Annotated in this window: 15 protein-coding genes; 4 read left to right on the forward strand and 11 right to left on the reverse strand. The window is 65.5% G+C overall.

Translation table 11 applies throughout. The annotated features are described in order from the left end of the window. Positions 1–88: 88 nt before the first annotated feature. The gene (locus KHN93_RS10640) at positions 89–1810 is read right to left on the reverse strand and encodes an EAL domain-containing protein (protein WP_039521514.1); all 1722 of its coding nucleotides are present in this window, start codon (positions 1808–1810) and stop codon (positions 89–91) included. Between the two features lie 3 nt (positions 1811–1813). Continuing rightward, the gene (locus tag KHN93_RS10645; protein ID WP_039521515.1) at positions 1814–3946 is read right to left on the reverse strand and encodes a sensor histidine kinase; all 2133 of its coding nucleotides are present in this window, start codon (positions 3944–3946) and stop codon (positions 1814–1816) included. A gap of 120 nt (positions 3947–4066) precedes the next feature. Between KHN93_RS10645 and KHN93_RS10650 the strand changes: the two genes are divergently transcribed. Then, complete coding sequence (locus KHN93_RS10650; protein WP_181109587.1) at positions 4067–6853, forward strand: sensor domain-containing protein; 2787 nt, start codon at positions 4067–4069, stop codon at positions 6851–6853. Positions 6854–7771: 918 nt separating this feature from the next. Here the strand turns inward: KHN93_RS10650 and KHN93_RS10655 are convergent. The 5 genes from KHN93_RS10655 to KHN93_RS10675 form a co-directional block, all read right to left on the reverse strand. Next, the gene (locus tag KHN93_RS10655; RefSeq protein ID WP_104622660.1) at positions 7772–8056 is read right to left on the reverse strand and encodes a hypothetical protein; all 285 of its coding nucleotides are present in this window, start codon (positions 8054–8056) and stop codon (positions 7772–7774) included. A gap of 84 nt (positions 8057–8140) precedes the next feature. Beyond that, positions 8141–9418 carry a methyl-accepting chemotaxis protein gene (locus KHN93_RS10660; RefSeq protein WP_172454375.1) on the reverse strand — a complete coding sequence of 426 codons (1278 nt, stop codon included), beginning with the start codon at positions 9416–9418 and terminating at the stop codon, positions 8141–8143. A 60-nt stretch (positions 9419–9478) separates the two neighbouring features. Next, positions 9479–10093, reverse strand: coding sequence for a high frequency lysogenization protein HflD (hflD, locus tag KHN93_RS10665; protein WP_024940108.1), 615 nt, complete (start codon positions 10091–10093; stop codon positions 9479–9481). Further along, positions 10093–11229 carry a tRNA 2-thiouridine(34) synthase MnmA gene (mnmA, locus tag KHN93_RS10670; protein WP_024940109.1) on the reverse strand — a complete coding sequence of 379 codons (1137 nt, stop codon included), beginning with the start codon at positions 11227–11229 and terminating at the stop codon, positions 10093–10095. The genes hflD and mnmA overlap by 1 nt, the downstream gene beginning before the upstream one ends. Next, positions 11226–11684, reverse strand: a complete 459-nt coding sequence (locus KHN93_RS10675) for an NUDIX hydrolase (RefSeq protein WP_104559687.1) — start codon at positions 11682–11684, stop codon at positions 11226–11228. Before KHN93_RS10675 ends, mnmA begins: the two co-directional genes overlap by 4 nt. Before the next feature lie 250 nt (positions 11685–11934). Between KHN93_RS10675 and clpS the strand changes: the two genes are divergently transcribed. Both clpS and clpA read left to right on the forward strand, forming a co-directional pair. Beyond that, positions 11935–12255 carry an ATP-dependent Clp protease adapter ClpS gene (gene clpS, locus KHN93_RS10680; RefSeq protein ID WP_016901748.1) on the forward strand — a complete coding sequence of 107 codons (321 nt, stop codon included), beginning with the start codon at positions 11935–11937 and terminating at the stop codon, positions 12253–12255. 142 nt (positions 12256–12397) lie between these two features. Beyond that, positions 12398–14680 carry an ATP-dependent Clp protease ATP-binding subunit ClpA gene (gene clpA, locus KHN93_RS10685; RefSeq protein WP_016901749.1) on the forward strand — a complete coding sequence of 761 codons (2283 nt, stop codon included), beginning with the start codon at positions 12398–12400 and terminating at the stop codon, positions 14678–14680. Between the two features lie 299 nt (positions 14681–14979). On the opposite strand, the gene infA is transcribed toward clpA, so the two are convergent. The 4 genes from infA to trxB all read right to left on the reverse strand — a co-directional run bounded on the left by infA (position 14980) and on the right by trxB (position 18421). After that, positions 14980–15198 (reverse strand): translation initiation factor IF-1, encoded by a 219-nt coding sequence (infA, locus tag KHN93_RS10690; protein WP_002813418.1) that lies wholly within the window; start codon positions 15196–15198, stop codon positions 14980–14982. Positions 15199–15278: 80 nt separating this feature from the next. Beyond that, positions 15279–16028 (reverse strand): leucyl/phenylalanyl-tRNA--protein transferase, encoded by a 750-nt coding sequence (gene aat / locus KHN93_RS10695; protein ID WP_212579551.1) that lies wholly within the window; start codon positions 16026–16028, stop codon positions 15279–15281. Between the two features lie 245 nt (positions 16029–16273). Then, a complete protein-coding gene (locus KHN93_RS10700) occupies positions 16274–17392 on the reverse strand; it encodes a GNAT family N-acetyltransferase (protein WP_212579552.1) in 1119 nt (372 codons plus the stop codon). Between the two features lie 60 nt (positions 17393–17452). Beyond that, entirely contained in the window at positions 17453–18421 is a 969-nt protein-coding gene (gene trxB / locus KHN93_RS10705) for a thioredoxin-disulfide reductase (RefSeq protein WP_212579553.1), read from the reverse strand. A 283-nt stretch (positions 18422–18704) separates the two neighbouring features. On the opposite strand from trxB, the gene KHN93_RS10710 reads away from it, so the two are divergent. Next, positions 18705–21062: a DNA translocase FtsK gene (locus KHN93_RS10710; RefSeq protein ID WP_039521532.1), complete on the forward strand. Its 2358-nt coding sequence runs from the start codon at positions 18705–18707 to the stop codon at positions 21060–21062. Positions 21063–21190: the final 128 nt, after the last annotated feature.

A 21190-nucleotide genomic window follows, 5' to 3' on the forward strand; every position in this document is an offset into this window, starting at 1 on the left:
CGCTGGTGCTTTGGTTTTGAGGCACGAGTTGGCACGCGGAGAATCAAGCGGTACAGATCTGCTCTACCAATTCTCCATTCCCGATTCCCTATTCCCGGCCGTTACGCAGCTCATCATGCGTGCGAAATGCCTGACGAATGTGCTCGCGCAGTTCGTCGTCGTTCCAGGGCTTGGTCAGGAAGCGGTAGATCGCACCGCGGTTGATCGCTTCGGTGACCGTGGCCAGGTCGGTGTAGCCGGACAGCACCAGGCGCACGGTATCGGGGTAGAGCATCTTGACCCGGCCCAGGAACTCGGTGCCGCTCATGTCGCTCATGCGCTGGTCCGACAGGATCACCTGCACGTCGTTGGTGGCGAGCAGGTCGAAGGCGTCGCGCACGTTGCCGGCGGCCAGGATGCGGTAGCCATCGCGGCGGAACAGGCGCACCAGCGAGCGCAGCACGTTCTCTTCGTCGTCCAGCAGCAGCAGCGTGCGGTCGGGGCGGCTTTCGGCGAACGATTCCGGGCGCAGGTAGCGGCGGCGTAACGCCATGCCGGCCGACTCGGCCGACATCGGTTCGCCGAACAGATAGCCCTGGAAGATGTCGCAATCGTTGCGCCGCAAAAAGCCCAGTTGCGCCTGCGATTCCACGCCGTTGGCGATCACCGTCATGCCGAGCTGGTGGCCCATCGCGATGATCGCGCGGGCAATCGCCGCCTCGCGGCTGCCGGCCGGCGCGCTCTTGATGAAGCTGCGATCGATCTTCAGCCGGTCCACCGGATAGCGCACCAGCGCGCTCAGGCTGGAATCGCCGGTACCGAAGTTGTCCAGGCTCAGGCTGATGCCTTCGTTGCGCAGGTTGGCCATCGTCTCGTGGACGAAGTTGACGTTGTTGGTCAACGCGCTTTCGTTGATCTCCAGCGTGACGAACTGCGCCGGCACGCCGGCGGTCTGCAGCATCGCCATCACTTCGTTGAAGAAACCCGGGCGCAACAACTGCAGCGTGGACACGTTGACCGCGATGCTGAAATCGTCAAAGCCCTGGTCGCGCCACAGCCGCGCCTGGCGCACCGCGTTCTGCAGCACCCATTCGCCGATCTGCACGATCACCCCCAGGCGCTCGGCAGTGCGCATGAAGCGCTCCGGCACCAGCATGCCCAGGGTGGGCGACTGCCAGCGCAGCAGCGCTTCCATGCCGACGATGCGGCCGTCGCGTGCACTCACCAGCGGCTGGTAGCGCAGGCGCAGTTCGCCATGCGGGATCGCATCGACGATCTGCCGCGCAATGATGCTTTCGCTATGCGCATTGGTGGTCGAGTTGCGCGTGTACAGCCGCACCGTATTGCCGCCTTCGCGTGCGGCCTGGTAGCTGGCTTCTTCGGCGTAGTCGAGCAGGATCGACAGCGAGGTCGAGTGTTCCGGGCACAGGCTGATGCCGACCTTGCCGGTCATGAACAAGGTGTACGGCAGCACCGACAGCGGCAGTTCCAGCTGCTGGCGGATCTCTTCGGCAAAATCCTCCGGCAGCGGGGTGTCTTCGCGACGCACCGCCACCACCACCATTTCATCGCTGCCGTGACGCCACAACTTGCCGCGCGCGCCAAGAAAATCCTGCAGCCGGCGCGCCACCAGCGTCAGCGCCTGATCGCCGACTTCGGCGCTCATGTTCTCGTTGATCGAGGCGAAGTGATCGATATCGATGTGGAACACCATCAACGGCGGGCCGCCGGATGCGGCAGCGTCCACCAGATGCAGCAGTTCGGGATTGCCCGCGCCCAGGCGGGTGGGTTTGACGATTTCCAGTCCGGGCGGGATTACGGGGCTCCACATGACTTAACGTCCACCATCGTCGTGGACGGGCTCGCCGACCGGGTGATAGGGCAGGCGCAACGTCACGCGCGTGCCTGCTCCGGGTGCTGATTCTATCGCGAGCGCACCGCCGACGGTTTGCGCACGCTCACGCATCACGATCAGCCCGAGCCCACGCGGGCCTTCCGGTTCGAAGCCATCGCCGTCGTCGCTGACTTCCAGGCGAAAGCTCTCGCTGTCGATCGAGTACAGCCGCATGTGCACTTCGCCCGCGCAGGCGTGGCGCAGCGCGTTGGTCAGGCTTTCCTGCGCAATCCGGAAGCACGCCTGCTCGATCTCGTTGCCCGGGCGCACGTCCAGTGCCTGGATATCCAGCTCCAGCCGCACCGGCGATGCACGAAACAGCATCGAGGCCTGCCAACGCAGCGCCGCTTCCAGGCCCAGCGCATCCAGCTGCGGCGGACGCAACAGCATCGACAGGTTACGCAGCTTGGTCACGGTGCTGTCGGCCAGCGACACCACTTCCAGCAGGTCTTCGCGGCGCGCGTCAGGATCCGGCTCGTCCAGCGCCGCATGCGCGGACAGCTTCATCGCCGTGATGGCCTGGCCGATGTCGTCGTGCAGATCGCGCGAGATCGCGCGGCGTTCGTCTTCCTGCAGCGAGAACAGGCGCTTAGCCATTGCCTGCAACTCGGCGTTGCTCTCGGCCAGCGCATCGCGCATGCGTTCGGGTTCGCTCAGGTCGCGCACCACCAGCAACTTGCAGCTGCGTCCGCCATAGCGGATATCGCCGGCCGACAGGCCGGCATAGAAGGTGCTGCCATCGCGGCGACGCATCGCCCGTGCGCTGGACACCGGCTCGTTGCGATCGCTGCCCGCGCGCAGGTACTCGCGCACCACGGGCAGATCACTGTCACCGACCAGCGTCTGCAGCGGCTCGCCCAGGATGGTTTCGCCCTGGAAACCGAACTGCACCGATCCGGCGGCATTGGCATACATCACGTGCTCGTCGGCCAGGATCAGCACGCCATCGGGCAGCACCCTGACCAGCTCGCGGAACTGCTCCTCGCGCTCGCGCAGCAAGCGGCGCGACTGCTCGCGCTCGCTGACGTCCTGCAGCGTGCCATGGATATGCCGGGCGCCGTTCGGGTTGGTGACGCTTTCGGCGCGCAGATGCACCGTGCGCGGTTGCGAATCGCCGCCGGTCAGCGGAAGCAGCACGTCGATCTGCACCTCGCCACCGGTGCACATGTCCTCGATCATGCGTTCGATCCGCGCCTGGGTGGCGGTGTCCGAGGCGGTCAACAGTTCTTCCAGCCGATGTTCGCGCCGATGCATCGGCACGCTGCGGCCGAGCAGGCGGTACACCGCCGGCGAGTAGCGCCCCAATCCGGTCGCGCGATCCAGCTGCCATGAGCCAAGCCGCGCGATGCTCTGCGCCTCTTCCAGCCGCTGCAGCGCCTCGTCACGCAGATGCTGTGCCTGGCGTTCCTCGCTGCGGTCCACGGTGACCACCAGACGGGCAGGGCCGCTGGCCAGATGCAGCTGGTTGCTGCGGATCTCGACATGGCGCGGGCCGCTGCGGGTCAGCAGATCCTCGTGCAGGGTGCAGGTGGCGTCGCCCTTGGCGCGGATCTGGGCGATGATTTCTTCCAGGCGCGCGCCGTCGGCGTTGGGCCAGATCGCCTGCAGCGTCTGCTGCAGGAATTCGTCGCGTTCCCAGCCGAAGAATTCCAGCGCTGCCGGGTTGGCATCCAGGATGCGCAGCGTGGCCAGGTCGTAGATCAGCGCCGGGCTGGGCAGGGCCAGGAACTTGGCCTGCAGCACCGCCTCCGATTGCGCCAGTTGCGCGTGCTCTTCCACGATCAGCGCCACGAAACGGCGCAGCACCAGGTGGATCACCACGCTCGACACCAGCAGGAAGCTGGCGTCCGACCAGCGCTCCGGCATGGCGGCGCCGGCCAGGTGCAGCAGCCGGTTGCCCAGCAGCAGCCAGATCACGCCGACCAGCAAATACAGCCCGGTCAGGGTCCACAGACCTTGTTGCAGGCGCTCGGCGAGGCGAAGACGGGACACGGGAGCGGACGAAAACGCGGGCGCGGCGACAGGATGAGGCATGGGTCCGCGGACGACCTTTGGTGCTGGCGATGCAACCATCTTAGCCGCAACTCGTCCCGGTTCGGTCGGGCCCGAAACACGCGCCTCAACTAATCCAGGAAACGGCCGTTATCCATTGCGACTCCGAAGGCCGGGGTCGATTCTTCGGAGTGTTCCAGAGTGGACTCAGGCGTCATTGCAAGCATGCTGCAGCACCCGCTGACCTCGGCGGTGGTGTTGTTGGATGCGCATGGCCAGCCTCTGGCGGCCAACCGCGTTGCGCAATCGCTGGGATTGCCGTCCACCCTTGGCGCCTATGCCGAAGTCCTGGAAAGCAGTCGCGTCCAGGTAGCCAATAGCGGCGGCATGGCCGCCTGCGTGCTGCCGGGTACCGGTGGCGGGCGTCTGGAAGGCTGGCTGCGCGCGGTCAGCGACGAACACGGCCAGGTCATGGCCTTCACCTTGAGCATTCCCGAGCCGATGGGTGCCGACGGTACCAGCCGCTGGGAAATGGGCCTGGACAGCGCCGATCACGGACTGTGGGACTGGGACATTCCAGCCGATGTGGTCTACCGCTCCGAGCGCTGGACCCGCATGCTCGGTTATTCCGAGCAGCCGCTGCCGAACAATCTCACCGCGTTGTCCGGGCTGATCCATCCCGACGACCATGCGCTGGTCAGTGCTGCCGTGCAGGCGCACCTGGACGGGCGCACCGATACCTATACGGCCGAATTCCGTCTGCGTCAGCACGACGGCCAGTGGCGCTGGATCCTGGATCGCGGCCGCGTGGTGTCGCGGACCGCCGACGGCCGCCCGCTGCGCATGGTCGGCACGCATACCGATGTGCACCACCACAAGTTGCTCGAGCAGCAGCTGCGCGAGCAGCAGGCCCAGCTCGAAGAGGCCCAGCGCATCGCCAGCATGGGCAGCTGGAGCTGGGACACGCTCAACGACGCGCTGTGGGTGTCGCCGGATTTCCTGCAGCAGCTCGGCGTGACCCAGCAGCGCCTGCAGGGCATTCGCGACATCCTGCGCCTGCTGGGCCGGCCGTCGGTTGCGCATCTGCGCAGCGCCTGGCGCAAGATCAAGCACGAAGGCCTGCCGGTGCATTTCGAGCTGGAAATCAATGGGCTTGGCGACGTCAATCCGCATCACCTGCGGGTCTGGGCGCAGCCGGTGTTCGATGGCAACGGCAGCATGGTGCGTTTGCTCGGCCAGTTGCAGAACGTCACCGAGCAACGCCAGACCGATGCATTGATCCGCTGGCGCACCGAGCTGCTCAACCGCGTGTCTGCGCTGGGCAAGATCGGCGGCTGCGAGATCGAGGTCGACACCCGGCGCATGCAGTGGACCGAGGAGTGCTACCGCATCCACGGCCTGCGCAAGGAAAACATCACCCTGGAGCAGGCGCTGTCGCTGTACACGCAGGACTCGCGCGACGCCTTCGAGGCGGCGCTGCTGCGTATCTCCGACGGCGGCCTGCCCGAACAGCTGGAGCTGTGTTTCTACCGCAACTCCGGCCAGCGGATCTGGGTACAGGTGCTGATCGAGCTAGACCGTCGCGAAGGCTTGCCGCCGCGTTTCGTCGCCTTGTTCCGCGACGTCACCCGCGAGCGCGAAGCCAACGAGCGCATCGAGCTGCTGGCCCACTACGATCGCCTGACCGGTCTGCCGAACCGCTTCCTGCTGCGCGAGCAGGCAGAGAACGCGATCCGCGAAGCGCACGAGCGTGGCCAGGTGCTGGCGATGCTGCTGATCGATCTGGATGGCTTCAAGAGCATCAACGATTCCTTCGGTCACGCCACCGGCGACAATCTGCTCAAACTGGCCTCTGCGCGCCTGCACCAGCATCTGCGCAACAGCGACCTGTTCGGCCGCTTCAGCGACGACGAATTCATCGTGCTGCTGCGCGATCTCTCCGAGCCGGAAGACGCCGGCCACGTAGCGCGCAAGCTGATCAGCGCGCTCGGCGAGCCGCTGCGCAAGGACCACGTCACCCTCAAGCTCGGTGCCAGCATCGGTATCGCGCTGCAGGGCGAGGGCCTGTCAGATTTCGACAGCCTGCTGCGCGCCGCCGATGCGGCGATGTATGCAGCCAAGGAATCGGGCCGCAACACCTTCCATTACTACAGCCAGGACGTGCTGATGCGTGCACAGCGCCGCCTGGAGCTGGAACACGCGCTGCAAGGTGCGCTGGAACGCGAAGAGTTCACCCTGGTCTATCAGCCGCTGGTCAACACGGTGGGTGAATCCTCGCCGGCGATCGAAGCGCTGATGCGCTGGAATCGCCCCGGCCATGGCCAGTGCAGCCCGGTCGAGTTCATTCCGATTGCCGAGGAGTGTGGCGAGATCGTGCGCCTGGGCGAATGGGTGATCGGCGAGGCCTGCCGCCAGGCCGTGGTCTGGGATCGCGCCGGACTCAATTTCAGCCGCATCGCGGTCAACGTGTCTGCGGTGCAGCTGCGCGAGCGCGGTTTTGCCGAGCGCGTACTGGAAATTTGCCGCGACAACGGCTGGTCGCCATCGCGTCTGGAACTGGAATTGACCGAATCGGCCTTGATCCGCGATTCCGACTCGCTGCGCCGCTGCTTCGAGCTGTTCGAACAGAATGGTGTGCTGTTGGCGGTGGATGACTTCGGTACCGGTTTCTCCAACCTGCATTACCTCAACCGCTTCCCGGTGCAGCGTCTGAAGATCGACCGCAGCTTCGTGCAAGGCATGCTCGACGACGCCAACACCGCCGAAGTGACCCAGGCCATCGTGCATCTGGGTCACGCGCTGGGTATGCAGGTGGTCGCCGAAGGCGTGGAAACGGTGCAGGAAGACGCATTGCTGCGCCAGCAGGGCTGTGACGAAATCCAGGGCTACTTCTATTCGCGGCCGCTGTCGCCGCGCGACATGGCGCAGTGGCTGCGCGAAGCCGAAGCCGGCATGCGCCTAGGCGCGCGCCTGGTCATCGCCAGCTGACGCAAGCTGTCGCAGCGCCCGGCGTCGCCCGCCCGGCTATTGAAATGCGCCAGTCAAAAGCTCAACGAGTCGAGGGCGCGATGCCCTCACCACTTGCGGGACACGCCGTGAATCCATCCGTGGAGGCTGCTCGGCGGCATCCATGCCGCCTAGGGTCCCGCAACCGGCAAGGGTCGCGCACCAGAGAGTTCGTCGGCTGCTTTATTAAAAGCTTGTCCGTTGCTCGGCTTGGGCTAGGAGCATGGAAAGCTTGTAGGCTGCATTTTGAATGCTTTTCTGCTGCTCAATTTGCGACGGGGATCTGATCGTCTATACGGCGATCCATGCAATTCACGTCACGCGTCGCTTGCACCACACGCACCGACTATCTCGACTGGTCCTTGTCCGCCCACCGTCGCGGGACCTTACGCGGCATGGATGCCGCGTAAGAGCCTACACGGACGTACTTGCGGCGTGTCCCGCGATGGTGGGCGGACAAGGGCCCTGCAACCAACCTGCAAAGCCAGGCGCTCTACACCTGATCCATCACCCGCCAGACGACCGAAAAGGTACACGCCGCGATTCTGAGCAGAAGTAGCGTCTTGCCGGCGCGGCCCGCTCCCCATCGCGGGACCTCGTGCGGCATGGATTCCGCTTATGAGACTTCAGGAAAGGATTCAGGGCGTGACCAGCGACTGTAGGCAGGCAAGGACCCTGCAGCCAAGCTACAGAGCTAGGCGCTCTACACCCGACGTGGTGTCGTAGAAGTCGTCGAGCAGACGGGCAGGGGAGACCTCACCCTGGTGCTGCAATCGCACGGCATTGCGTGTTCGGAGCCACGCCGGGTGGCACGGACTGATGCACAAACGCCACAGGTCGGGCAGTGAATACAGCCAGCGGGGCGCCTGCCGAGGCACGCCCCGCTGTCGCACAAAAACGTCAGCGTCCGGATACGTCGACCGCGGCGCCATCCAGACCCAGATCCCAGGCCACGGTCGCGAACAGCAGTTCTTCTTCGCTGCAGCTGCGGCGCGGGTTCAGCATTGCCTGCACTTCCGCACGGGCGGCACGCTCCAGCCGTTCCAGCGCGGCCGGCATGCGCACGCTGCGCAGCGCAGGCCTGGCAGCGTCGCTTTGCGCAATGCGCTGGGCGTGTGCAGCCGCCAGCGCGGCTGATTCCAGCACGGCCGTGGGTGCATCGGTAGGCGGGGCAAGGAGCGTCATCAGTGGAATACCAGGTTGTTGCGGAACGACAAATCCCCGGAAGGCCGGGGAATGTCGGAAATCAGACAGTGCGTGGCATCGGTCTTAGAACAGCTCGACCGTACCGGCGCCCATGCCTTGCTGCGCCACCGGCTTGTGCGGCGGGCGTTCCCATTCCACACGCATGTCGCGCAGGCGGTTGGACACCTTGGCCAGCGCGGCGACCAGATCGCTGTCGTACACGCCGCCATTGCGATGCAGCAGTTCCTGCAGCGCCACCGCTTCGCGGTTGATCGCGGTGAGGCGATCGAGGTGGGTATGGATACCGCTCAGCGTCTGCGTGGCGATGTCCTCGAACTGCAGGGCACGCACCGCTTCGGCCACGCTACCGTCGATGGAGCGCGCGCATTCGGAAATTTCGCGCATGCCGTCGCCCAGCGAGGCGTTGATCTGCGCGACGTTCTCCAGCATCGCCGCCGATTCGTGGCGGGCTTCGCGGGAGCGATCCATGTGACGCGAGGCCAGCTGCGAGACCGTTTCACGCACCTTGGCGATCGATTCCTTGGAGCTGTGCGCCAGCTTGCGGATCTGTTCGTTGAAGGTGGTGGAACGCTCGGACAGGTTGCGCACCTCGTCGGCGACCACCGCGAAGCCGCGACCGGCCTCACCGGCACGGGCTGCTTCGATGGCGGCATTCAAGGCCAGCAGGTTGGTCTGGTCGGCGATCGACTTAACGTCTTCCAGCAGCGCGAAGATGCCATCCAGATGCTGCGCCATCTCATCGATGTGATGCACGGTGTTGGTGCTTTGGCCGCTCACTTGTTCCAGCGCTTCCACCAGTTGCTCCATGCGGGAGCTGGCGTGCTGGGCGAAGCGGGCGACGTCAACACCGGCGCTGCCGTCGTCACCGGCACGGTCGACGATGCGGGCCAATGCCTGGCTTTGCTGGCGCGACTTGCGGTTCATCGCTTCGAAGCTGCCACCAAGACCGGACACGGCCTGGCGGATCAGTTCGCGGGCACGCTCGACTTCCGAGCGCGAACCGTCGACTTCGTTGCTGACGAACGTACGCAGTTCGTTGAGCAGTTGGTCCTGCTCGCGCAGGATGCGGGTCTGGTCCGGATTACGCCGGAACTGGGAGTAGGTCACCCAGGCAGCGAAACCGAGCCAGCTGAGCGTCATGGTCGCCAGGATCGCCCAGCGCACCGAAGCGGGCCAGTCGAATCCGACAGCGAAGGGAAACAGCAAGGTCAGGGCCAAAGGGGCGGCCAGACGGATAAGTGGACGTGAATACATGGGCGTTCTCGGCAGAGTCACGGTTGCTGTATCGGCCGTACCCCCTTTGTCTTTAGCGACGATCGCCACATCGTCTCGCCCGTTCAAGCTTTGTTGACACGCGCCAGCGACCGCCAGCGCGTGTAGCACACCGGAATCGTCAGTGGTTTAGCGCAGCGCGCGGTCCACCGCTTCGATCATTGCGCGCTTGGCAAACAGGAAATCCCACAGGCTGCCACCCATCTGCCGCCACAACACGGCCGAGCGGACCGCGGCCAGCAGCAGCGCGCGGATTTCCGCGACCACGCCGGCCTGGCCCAGGTAATGCGGATTGCCCTGCACCATGACCTTGGGGCGCAGGTGGCTGATGGTCTGCGCATACAGCCCGCCCAGCGAACTCAGCACGTCAGGATGGCCGCTGTCGCCCAGGCTGTGTGCCTGCCGCGCCGCTGCCTCGATGCCATTGGAGACCGTGGCCACGGTGGCGGTGTCGCGCACGAAGCGGCGCTCCAGCTGCAGCACTGCCAGCGCCAGCCGCGGCAGGACCTCGTCCTGGCCCTGGTTGTGGAAATAGTTGTGCAGCAGCCGCAGCCCTGGCGCCAGGTCCGCTGGCGAGCCGTACACGGCCTCCGGCGAGGACGCATCCACCCGGAACACACTGTCCATGGCGGTACGCACCGTCGCAGCCTCCGAATGCCCGGTTTCGGCGATCCGCCGCACCTGTTGCAGGGCCTGGGCGACGCCGGCAAGCGCCAGCACGCGGTGATCCATGGAAGAACTCATCAAGCCACTACCTCAGGTGAAAAAGAAGATCCCGCCAGTTGGCGTTCCAGCGGCGCATCGGTGGCGGCAATGACTGCGCCACCCAGGCATTCCTCGCCGTCGTACAACACCAGCGACTGCCCGGGCGTCACCGCCCGCTGCGGCCGCTCGAAACGTACCTGCACGCTGCCATCGTCCTGCACCTCCACCGTGCACGGCTCGTCGGGCTGCCGGTAACGCGTCTGTGCGGTACAGCCGAAGCTGCGCGCCGGCGGCGCCCCGGTGACCCAATGGGCCTGCTCGGACTGCAGCCAGCGCGATTGCAGCAGCGGGCTGTCGCGGTCCTGGTCCACATACAGCACGTTGCTTGCCACATCCTTACCGACCACGTACCACGGCGCGGCGGCACGCCCACGCACGCCACCGATGTTCAGGCCTTCGCGCTGACCCAGGGTGAAATAGAACACCCCCGGATGCTCGGCGATGCGCTGCCCCTGCGGGTCGCGGATCTCGCCGCTGCGCGCGGGCAGGTAACGGCCCAGAAACTCGCGAAAATCGCGTTCGCCGATGAAGCAGATGCCGGTGGAATCCTTCTTGGCATGGGTCGGCAGACCGGCGTCCTGGGCGACCCGGCGCAGCGTGCTTTTTTCCATATCGCCGATCGGAAACAGCGTCGCGGCCAGTTGCGTCTGTCCCAGCTGATGCAGGAAGTAGCTCTGGTCCTTGCTGCGGTCGGCGCCGCGCAGCAGGCGCCAGCGCCCGCCGCTGTGCGCCACCCGCGCATAGTGGCCGGTGGCGATGCGCTCGGCGCCCAGCGCCTGGGCCGCATCCAGAAAATGCTTGAACTTGACCTCGCGGTTGCACAGCACGTCCGGGTTCGGCGTGCGCCCGGCCGCGTATTCGGCCAGGAAGTGCTCGAACACGCCGCTCCAGTATTCGCCGGAAAAATCGCGGAAATGGAACGGGATGCCCAGTACCCCGCACACCGCCACCGCATCGCGGCGGTCATCCTCGGCGCGGCAATCGCCGCTGCCGTCGTCGGCCCAGTTCTGCATGAACAGCCCTGCGATCGACTCGCCCTGCTGGGCCAGCCGCCAGGCCGCCACCGACGAATCCACACCGCCGGAGACCCCCACAACGATCCGCGGCGTACTCATGCGACGTGCCGCACCAAGGCCAGGGGATGACGCTGGCCGGCCAGATAGTCGGCCACCACTTCCCACACCAGCGGGCTGCGCAGGCGCTCGGTCGCGCTGCGCAATTCGTCCGGCGTCATCCACAACGCGCGCACCACGCCGGTATCCAGGTTGCGCTCGGGATGGTGGGTCACGGCCTCGGCGACAAACGCGAACCGCAGGAAGCATTGGCCAGTCGGGGCGACCCACTGATAAGTGCCGATGAAGTGGGTCAGGCGGACATCCCAGCCGGTCTCTTCCAGCGTCTCGCGCACCGCCGCATCGAGCAGGCTCTCATCCGGTTCCAGATGCCCGGCAGGTTGGTTCAACAACAGCTTGCCGCCAATGGTCTCTTCCACCTGCAGGAAGCGCCCGTCGCGCACCACCACGGTGGCCACGGTGACATCCGGATGCCAGCGTTGGTCGGAAGCGCTCATCGCTGCGGGTCCTGCGTGATCGGGGCCGCGCTCGCGCTAGCGGCGAACCGTACCGTCTGAAGCCGGGTCAAGCGGCGCTGCGACCCGGCAAGGTACACGGAGCTGGACAAGTCGGCAGTGAACGACGGCGCCAGCAACCGCGCGGTCAGGGAATCGGTCATCAAGGGCCAGCCATGGAATCGGAGACAAATTGTGCGGGGCGCGGCGTAAATCGTCCAATGCGTGCGGCGATGAACCGTATAATGCCCGGATGCCTCGTAAGACCTCACACGAACACGATCACGGCCTCACCGTCGAAGCCAGCAAGCCTGAAGTGGCGCCACCGCCGCGCTATCAGGTGCTTTTGCTGAACGACGACTACACCCCGATGGACTTCGTGGTGACGGTGCTGCAGCAGTTTTTCAACCTCGATCTGGAACGGGCCACGCAGGTCATGCTGCATGTCCACACCCGTGGACGCGGCGTTTGCGGGGTCTACAGCCGCGAAGTCGCCGAGTCCAAGGTGGCGCAGGTCAATGAATTCTCGCGCATGAACCAGCACCCGCTGCTGTGCACGATGGAACAGACCTGAGGCATCAATCCGATCATTCCAGCAGCGCAACACTGTGGCTGCAATCACATGCTAACGCCGTCTGAACATGCCTATCCGATAGGGTTGTGGTAAATCCCAACAAAAGCCGCATATTGTTGGCAACAGCCGTTCGGAGTTACCAATGTTCAGCAAAGACCTAGAGCAAACCATCGGCCAGTGCTACAAGCGAGCACGCGAGGCGCGTCATGAGTTCATGACCGTCGAGCACCTGCTGCTCTCGCTGCTGGACAACCCGTCCGCCCAGGCCGTCCTCAAGGCTTGCGGCGCCGACCAGGTGCGTTTGCACAACGATCTGGAGCAAGCGATCGAGGCCTCGGTCTCGCGCCTGGCCGAAGACGATGGCCGCGACACCCAGCCCACCCTGGGCTTCCAGCGTGTGCTGCAGCGTGCGGTCTATCACGTGCAATCCTCGGGCAAGAAGGAAGTCACCGGCGCCAACGTGCTGGTCGCGATCTTCGGCGAGAAGGATTCGCACGCGGTGTACTTCCTGAACCAGCAGGACATCACCCGTCTGGATATCGTCAATTACCTCTCGCATGGCATCGCCAAGCTGGGCGAGGACGGCGAGCAGCCGTCCGCCTCCGATGGCGAGCCCAAGAGCGAGGGCGGGGAGGGCGAGGCCAAGGGCGATGCGCTGGCCGAGTTCGCCACCAATCTCAACGAGCAGGCCCGCAACGGCAAGATCGACCCGTTGGTCGGCCGTGGCGATGAAATCGAGCGCACCATCCAGGTGCTGTGCCGCCGCCGTAAGAACAACCCGCTGTACGTGGGCGAGGCCGGCGTGGGCAAGACCGCAATTGCCGAAGGTCTGGCCAAGCGCATCGTCGACAACGACGTGCCGGAAGTGTTGGCCGATGCGGTGATCTTCTCGCTGGACCTGGGCGCGCTTGTGGCCGGCACCAAGTACCGTGGCGACTTCGAAAAGCGCCTCAAGGGCGTGCTGGCGGCGCTGAAGAAGGTGCCCAACGCGGTGCTGTTCATCGACGAGATCCATACCATCATCGGTGCCGGGTCGGCGTCGGGTGGCACCATGGATGCGTCCAATCTGATCAAACCGGCGTTGTCGTCTGGCGAGCTGCGCTGCATCGGCTCGACCACGTTCCAGGAATACCGCGGCATCTTCGAAAAGGACCGTGCACTGGCGCGTCGCTTCCAGAAGATCGACATCGTCGAGCCGACCGTGGGCGAGACCTTCGAAATCCTGCAGGGTCTCAAGCCCAAGTACGAGGCGCACCACGGCGTGACTTATGCCGATGACGCACTGCAGGCGGCCGTGGACCTGTCGGTCAAGCACATCGGCGACCGCCTGCTGCCGGACAAGGCGATCGATGTGATCGACGAGGCCGGTGCGCGTCAGCGTTTGCTGCCGGAAGGCAAGCGCAAGGAGCTGATCGACATCGAGGAGATCGAGACCATCGTCGCCAAGATGGCGCGGATTCCGGCCAAGCAGGTCAGCGCGACCGACAAGGACGTGCTGCAGCATCTGGAGCGCAATCTGAAGATGGTGATCTTCGGCCAGAACCCGGCAATCGAGACGCTGGCCGGCTCGATCAAGCTGGCACGCTCGGGTCTGGCCAATCCGGAAAAGCCGATCGGCAACTTCCTGTTCGCTGGCCCCACCGGCGTCGGCAAGACCGAGGTCACCAAGCAGCTTGCGCTGCAGCTGGGGATCGAGCTGGTGCGCTTCGATATGTCCGAGTACATGGAAGCGCATTCGATCAGCCGTCTGATCGGTGCCCCTCCGGGCTATGTCGGCTTCGATCAGGGCGGTCTGCTGACCGAGAAAATCGTCAAGACACCGCACTGCGTGCTGTTGCTGGACGAGGTGGAGAAGGCGCATCCGGACATCTTCAACATCCTGTTGCAGGTCATGGATCGCGGCATCCTCACCGATACCAACGGGCGCGAGGCGAACTTCAAGAACGTTATCCTGGTGATGACGACCAATGCCGGTGCCACTCAGGCCTCGCGGCGGTCGATCGGCTTCACCAAGCAGGATCACTCCACCGATGCGATGGAGTCGATCCGTCGCGGGTTCACACCCGAGTTCCGCAACCGCCTGGATGCGATCGTGCAGTTCCAGCCGTTGGGCTTCGACCACATCCTGCGGGTGGTGGACAAGTTCATCATCGAGCTGGAAATGCTGTTGCAGGAAAAGCACGTCTCGCTGTCGGCCACCCCGACTGCGCGCGACTGGCTGGCCCAGCACGGCTTCGATCCGCTGATGGGTGCGCGCCCGATGTCGCGCGTGATCCAGGAGAAGATCAAGCGTCCGCTGGCCGACGAACTGTTGTTCGGCAAGCTGGTGGAAGGTGGGCGGGTCAATATCGACGTCAAGGATGGCGAGCTGGTGGTGGAGGCACACCCGGAGCCGGAGCGTCTGCTGCCGGCAACGGTCGACTGATCGCCTTGCGATCCTGAAACGAAAAAACCGCTCGAAAGAGCGGTTTTTTTTTGCCCCCAGAACGTGTGGCCCGTGGGGGGGGTAGAAGCCGAGGAGCGGTCGGGGCTCGCGAGGAGCAGCGACAGCGCGCTTCCGTACCTTGGGCGATGTAGCGATCGAGGCGCAAGCGCTGGAGGCAAGGTGCAGCGAAGGGCGGAAGCAAGCCGACACCGCCCGATCATCGCTGCGATCCAGATACACAAATATCGGCCACGACAAAAAGCGGCCATTGGCCGCCTCGCGTCTCACACCAGAACCGCTTACTTCATGCGGTAGGTAATACGACCCTTGGTCAGGTCGTAGGGAGTCATCTCAACTTTGACCCGGTCGCCGGTCAGGATGCGGATGTAGTTCTTGCGCATGCGGCCGGAGATGTGGGCGATGATTTCATGCCCGTTTTCCAGCTTGACCCGGAACGTGGTGTTGGGGAGCGTCTCGCTGACGCTGCCTTCGAATTCAATGGAGTCGTCTTTCGACATGTAATCCTGTGCAATCACGGCTGGCCCGGGAGGGCCGTAAGGGACAGCATTTTACGCTCCATCTCCCCGCGGTGCAAATTTTATGTTAAGCGGACTTCAGCGAGCGCGCTGGCAGGCCGCTCGCCGTAGCGCTCGGACCAACTGCCGGGTGCTGCCGCTTGGTCGACCTGCAGCCGCACCTGCTGCAGGAATTCTGCACGTGGCAGGCGTTGCGCGCCCAGCCGCATCAGGTGCGGATTCTCCACCTGCGCGTCGAGCAATGGCCAGCCGCGGGAGTGCAGGTGCGCGGCCAGCGCCGCCAGCGCCACCTTGGAGCCGCCGCTGTCGGCACTGAACATGCTCTCGCCGAAGAACATCCGGCCGACCGCCACGCCGTAGATGCCGCCGACCAGGCGCGTGCCATCGAATACTTCCAGCGAATGCGCATGGCCCAGCCGATGCAGTTCGAGATAGGCCTGCTGCATCGGCGTAGTGATCCAGGTGCCATCCTGGCCGGCACGCGGAATCGACGCGCAGGCATCGATCACCTGCGCGAAGGTGGTATCGGCACGCACGATCCAGTGGCTGCTGCGCAGCTGGCGGCGGAAGCGCGAGGACAGGCGCACGCCATCGGTGCGAAACACCGTGCGCGGGTCCGGGCTCCACCACAGAATCGGCTGGCCTTCCGAGAACCACGGGAACACGCCACTGGCATAGGCGTTGAGCAGGCGCTGCGGCGACAGGTCGCCACCGATGGCGAGCAGGCCGTCCGGCTCGCGCAACGCGGACTCGGCCGGCGGAAACGGTGCGGCCGGATCGGCCGCCAGCAGGTAGGGAAGGGCGCGGGACATGCGCGCAGTGTAGAGCGTGTCGTACAGCTGCTCCCAGGGTGTCGATCATCGCCGGCATGCAACGAACCGCGGGTGTGGTCGACACGCTGTGCGGCATGCGTCCGCGAGCATCGCGATGCTGGGCGCGTAGTTCGCACTCGCCAGACGAGTGTTCTCTGGGTGGATTTGGCCGCCTTGCTCCGACGTCCCCAATACGCCCGGCCGGCGATCAGCGGCGGCTACGCCCTACGTCGCCGCCGCGCGGCTCAGTCGCGAAACGGGCTGTGCTCGGACAGCTCGCGTGCATGTCGGGCTACCGCCTGGCGCTCGTCGGCGCACCATTGCGCCAGCGGCTCGCGGAAGCCGGGGTCGGCGATCCAGTGACGGCTGCGGACCAGTGTCGGCAGGAAGCCGCGCGCGATCTTGTGCTCGCCTTGCGCGCCGGGCTCGAAGCGGGCCAGGCCCTCGCGCAGGCAGTATTCGATGCCCTGGTAGTAGCAGGTTTCGAAATGCAGCCCCGGAAGGGCTTCGCCGCCCCAGTAACGCCCGTACAGCGTGTCGCGCCCGCGCAGGCAGAGCGCGCCGGCGATCGGTTTCCCATCCAGCTCGGCCAGAAACATCACCAGCTGGCGCGGCAGGTGCCGGGCCAGGTGATGCAGGAAATCCGGCGTCAGCGCAGGCGAGTTGCCGTATTCGTTGAAGGTCTTGAGATAGAAGCCGTACATCGCTTCCAGGTCGGCGTCGCTGGCTTCATCGCCATGCACCACGCGCAACTGCACGCCGGCCCGCTGCACCTTGGCGCGCTCCTGGCGGATGTTCTTGCGCCGTTTGTGGTCCATCGCGGCCAGGAAGCTTTCGAAATCGCTCCAGCCACTAGCGTTGTGCCAGTGGTACTGCAGATCGTTGCGCTCCAGCCAGTCGGCGTCGAAGGCGGTGTCTTCGTCGGCCGGGTGGAAGTTGACGTGCGCCGACGACAGCCCGCTGCGCTCCACCAGCGTGCGCATCGCCGCGAGCAACTGCGGGCGCCAGCGCGGTGCGCCCAGCAGGCGAGGGCCGGTCACTGGCGAGTAGGGCACGCCGCACAGCCACTTGGGGAAGTACTCCTGCCCGTAGCGCGCGTAGGCATGCGCCCAGGCGTGGTCGAACACGAACTCGCCATGCGAGTTGTTCTTCAGGTATCCCGGTGCGGCGGCGACCAGCGTGTCGCCATCCCATAGCGTCAGGTGCAGCGGGTTCCAGCCCCAGTCCGGGCGCAGGCAGCCCTCCTGCTCCAGGCCTTCCAGGAACGCGTAAGAAATGAATGGGTGCGCGCCGTCGTGCAGCGCGTCCCAGGCACCGGCCGGAAGCTCGTCCAGCCGGCGGCACCAGCGGGCGGTGACGCTCATGCGCACGGCCCGCTGGTATCGGCGCTGCCCGCGCGGCGCGGCCGGCGGTCAGCAGCCACCTCAGGCGCTCTTGTCGAGGTAGCGCTCGGCATCCAGCGCGGCCATGCAGCCGAAGCCGGCCGAGGTGATCGCCTGGCGGTAGTGCTGGTCGGCGACGTCGCCGGCCGCGAACACGCCGGCCACCGAAGTCTCGGTCGCCGCGCCGTTGAGGCCGGAGCGGATTTCCAGGTAGCCGTTGTTCATCGCCAGCTGGCCGTCGAACAGTTGCGTGTTGGGGTGATGGCCGATGGCAACGAAGAAGCCATGCGCGACGATCTCGCGGGTGCTGCCGTCGAGGGTGGACTTGACCCGCACGCCGGTGACGCCGGCATCGTTGCCCAGCACTTCATCGATGGCGTGGTGCCAGACAGTTTCGATCTTGCCGGCGGCGACCTTGGCGAACAGCTTGTCCTGCATGATCTTTTCGGCGCGCAGCGTGTCGCGACGGTGCACCAGGTAGACCTTGCGGGCGATGTTGGACAGGTACAGCGCTTCTTCGACTGCGGTATTGCCGCCGCCGACCACTACCACGTCCTGGTCCTTGTAGAAGAACCCATCGCAGGTGGCGCAGGCGGACACGCCGCGGCCCTTCAAGGCCTCCTCGCTGGGGATGCCCAGGTACTTGGCGGTGGCGCCGGTGGAGATGATCAGTGCGTCGCAGGTGTATTCGGCACCGTCGCCGGTCAGCCGGAACGGGCGCTGCGACAGGTCGGCGGTGTGGATGTGGTCGAAGATCACCTCGGTCTCGAAGCGCTCGGCATGCGCCTGCATGCGGCTCATCAGGTCCGGGCCCATCAGGCCGTGGGGGTCGCCCGGCCAGTTGTCGACTTCGGTGGTGGTCATCAGCTGGCCGCCTTGCTGCAGGCCGGTGATCACCACCGGCTTGAGGTTGGCGCGGGCGGCGTAGACCGCGGCGGTCCAGCCGGCCGGGCCGGAGCCCAGGATCAACAGGCGGGAATGCTTGGCGGGACTGGCAGAAGAGGCGCTCATGTATACTCGCGATCTAGGAATTGGCAGGGCAGACGAGTGAATTCGCGCCCCTGTGGCGGCATAGAGTGGCGGTCCCCACCCGGTGAATCAAGGCGGCGCGATGGAACTGCTTGAACCGCAGATGGCATGGTCCACCCAGTACGCGTAATCGACGCCGCCCCGTGCGGCGTTTTTTGTTGACCATCGCATGCCCGGGCAGGCGAGGCGCATGCAACAGCTGAAACCGTGGCCTCAGTCGTTTATTATCAACCACTAACAGCATTTTTCTAAGGTCTGGCTACAGGTGGCAAAGCAGGTTCCCGAACGCAGCAAGCCCGCTGAGGGCAAGACGTCCTCGCGCAAGACAGCGGTGGCGGACAATCCGCGTCGGCAAAAGCTCTGGCGCGATCTGGCATTGATCGCGGTGGCGCCGCTGCTGCTGTATCTGCTGGCCAGCCTGTTCACCTATTCCAGCGCCGATCCGGGCTGGTCGCAGACCGGCAGCGTGGTCGCGCCGGTGCACAACATGGGCGGCCGCGTCGGCGCCTGGACGGCCGATGTGCTGCTGCAGTTGTTCGGTTATGTGGCCTTCCTGCTGCCGGTGGTACTGGGCGCGGTGGCCTGGATCGCCTTGTTCGGCATGGACAAGGAAGGGCAGGCCGAGGCCGACCTGGGGCCGGCATTGCGGCTGGTCGGCATGGTGGGTTTCCTGATCGCCTCGACCGGCTTCCTGCATCTGCGCCTGTTCAACGGCGACGTGGCCGCCGCCGGCGGGATACTGGGGCGGTTGGTCAGCAATTCGCTGAGCGCCGGGTTCGGGGCCTTGGGCGCCAACCTGTTCGTGCTGGTGCTGCTGCTGGTGTCGATCACCCTGGCCACCGGCCTGTCGTGGTTTGCGGTGATGGAGCGCATCGGCACCTGGGTGCTGGCGCTGGGGCCGCTGATGCAGCGCAAGACCCATCAGGCCACCGAGTGGCAGCAGACCCGCGTGATGCGCGAAGAGCGCGAGGAAGTGCGCAAGGTCGATGCGGTCAAGCAGGCCAAGCGCGAGCCGGTCAAGATCGAGCCGCCGCCGGCACCGGTGGTGGAGAAGAGCGAGCGCGCCAAGCGCGATACCCAGATCCCGATGTTCCAGGGCGTGAGCACCGACGGCTCCGACCTGCCGCCGCTGGCCCTGCTGGACGACCCCAAGCCGCAGGCCAAGGGGTATTCCGAAGAGACGCTGGAGACGCTGTCGCGGCAGATCGAGTTCAAGCTCAAGGATTTCCGCATCGAGGCGCAGGTGGTCGGGGCCTATCCGGGCCCGGTGATCACCCGCTTCGAGATCGAGCCCGCACCCGGCATCAAGGTCAGCCAGATCAGCTCGCTGGACAAGGACATCGCGCGCGGGCTGTCGGTCAAGTCGGTGCGCGTGGTCGACGTGATCCCGGGCAAGTCGGTGGTCGGCCTGGAAATCCCCAACGTCACCCGCGAGATGATCTTCCTGTCCGAGCTGCTGCGCTCCAAGGAATACGACAAGTCGGCCAGCCCGCTGACGCTGGCCCTGGGCAAGGACATTGCCGGGCGCCCGACGGTGGCCGACCTGGCGCGCATGCCGCACTTACTGGTGGCCGGTACCACCGGCTCGGGCAAGTCGGTTGCGGTCAATGCGATGGTGCTGAGCCTGCTGTTCAAGGCTTCGCACAAGGAACTGCGCATGCTGATGATCGACCCGAAGATGCTCGAACTGAGCGTCTATCAGGGCATCCCGCATCTGCTGGCGCCGGTGGTCACCGACATGAAGGAGGCCGCCAACGGCCTGCGTTGGTGCGTGGCCGAGATGGAGCGCCGCTACAAGCTGATGAGCGCGGTGGGCGTGCGCAACCTGGCCGGCTTCAACAAGAAGATCAAGGACGCCATCGACGCCGGCCAGCCGATGATGGACCCGTTGTTCAAGCCCAACCCCGAGCTGGGCGAGGCGCCGCGGCCGCTGGAGACGCTGCCGTTCATCGTGATCTTCATCGACGAATTCGCCGACATGATGATGATCGTCGGCAAGAAGGTCGAAGAGTTGATCGCGCGCCTGGCGCAGAAGGCGCGTGCAGCCGGTATCCATCTGATCCTGGCCACGCAGCGGCCGTCGGTGGACGTGATCACCGGCCTGATCAAGGCCAATATCCCGACCCGCGTGGCGTTCCAGGTCAGCTCCAAGATCGACTCGCGCACCATCCTGGATCAGTCCGGCGCCGAAGCGCTGCTGGGCAATGGCGACATGCTATATCTGCCGCCCGGCACTGCGCTGCCGGACCGCGTGCATGGCGCCTTCGTCAGCGACGAGGAAGTGCATCGGGTGGTCGAGCATCTCAAGGCCAGCGGGCCGGTGTCCTACGTCGAAGGCGTGCTGGACGAAGTGCAGACCATGGGCGATGGCACCGTGGTCGGTGCGACCGGCTTGCCGGAAAGCAGCGGTGGCGGTGGCGACGAGTCCGACCCCTTGTACGACGAGGCCTTGCGCATCGTCACCGAAACCCGGCGCGCCTCGATCTCCGGCGTGCAGCGGCGCTTGAAGATCGGCTACAACCGCGCCGCGCGCCTGATCGAAGCGATGGAAGCGGCCGGTGTGGTCAGCCAGCCCGAGCACAATGGCGACCGCACCGTGCTGGCGCCGCCGCCGCCCAAGTAATCGGCGGCCGGCAACGCGGCGCGTATCGGCTTGGTAGGCGCCGCGTTCCGGGCTTGTCCGGATTGCGTATGCGTAGACGCGTGGATGCGGCAATGTTGGAGGCCGGTGCCTGACGCTGCGGCGCGCAC

Origin of the sequence: Xanthomonas arboricola pv. juglandis, from assembly GCF_905367715.1 — a bacterium.
Classification (GTDB): Bacteria; Pseudomonadota; Gammaproteobacteria; order Xanthomonadales; family Xanthomonadaceae; genus Xanthomonas; species Xanthomonas arboricola.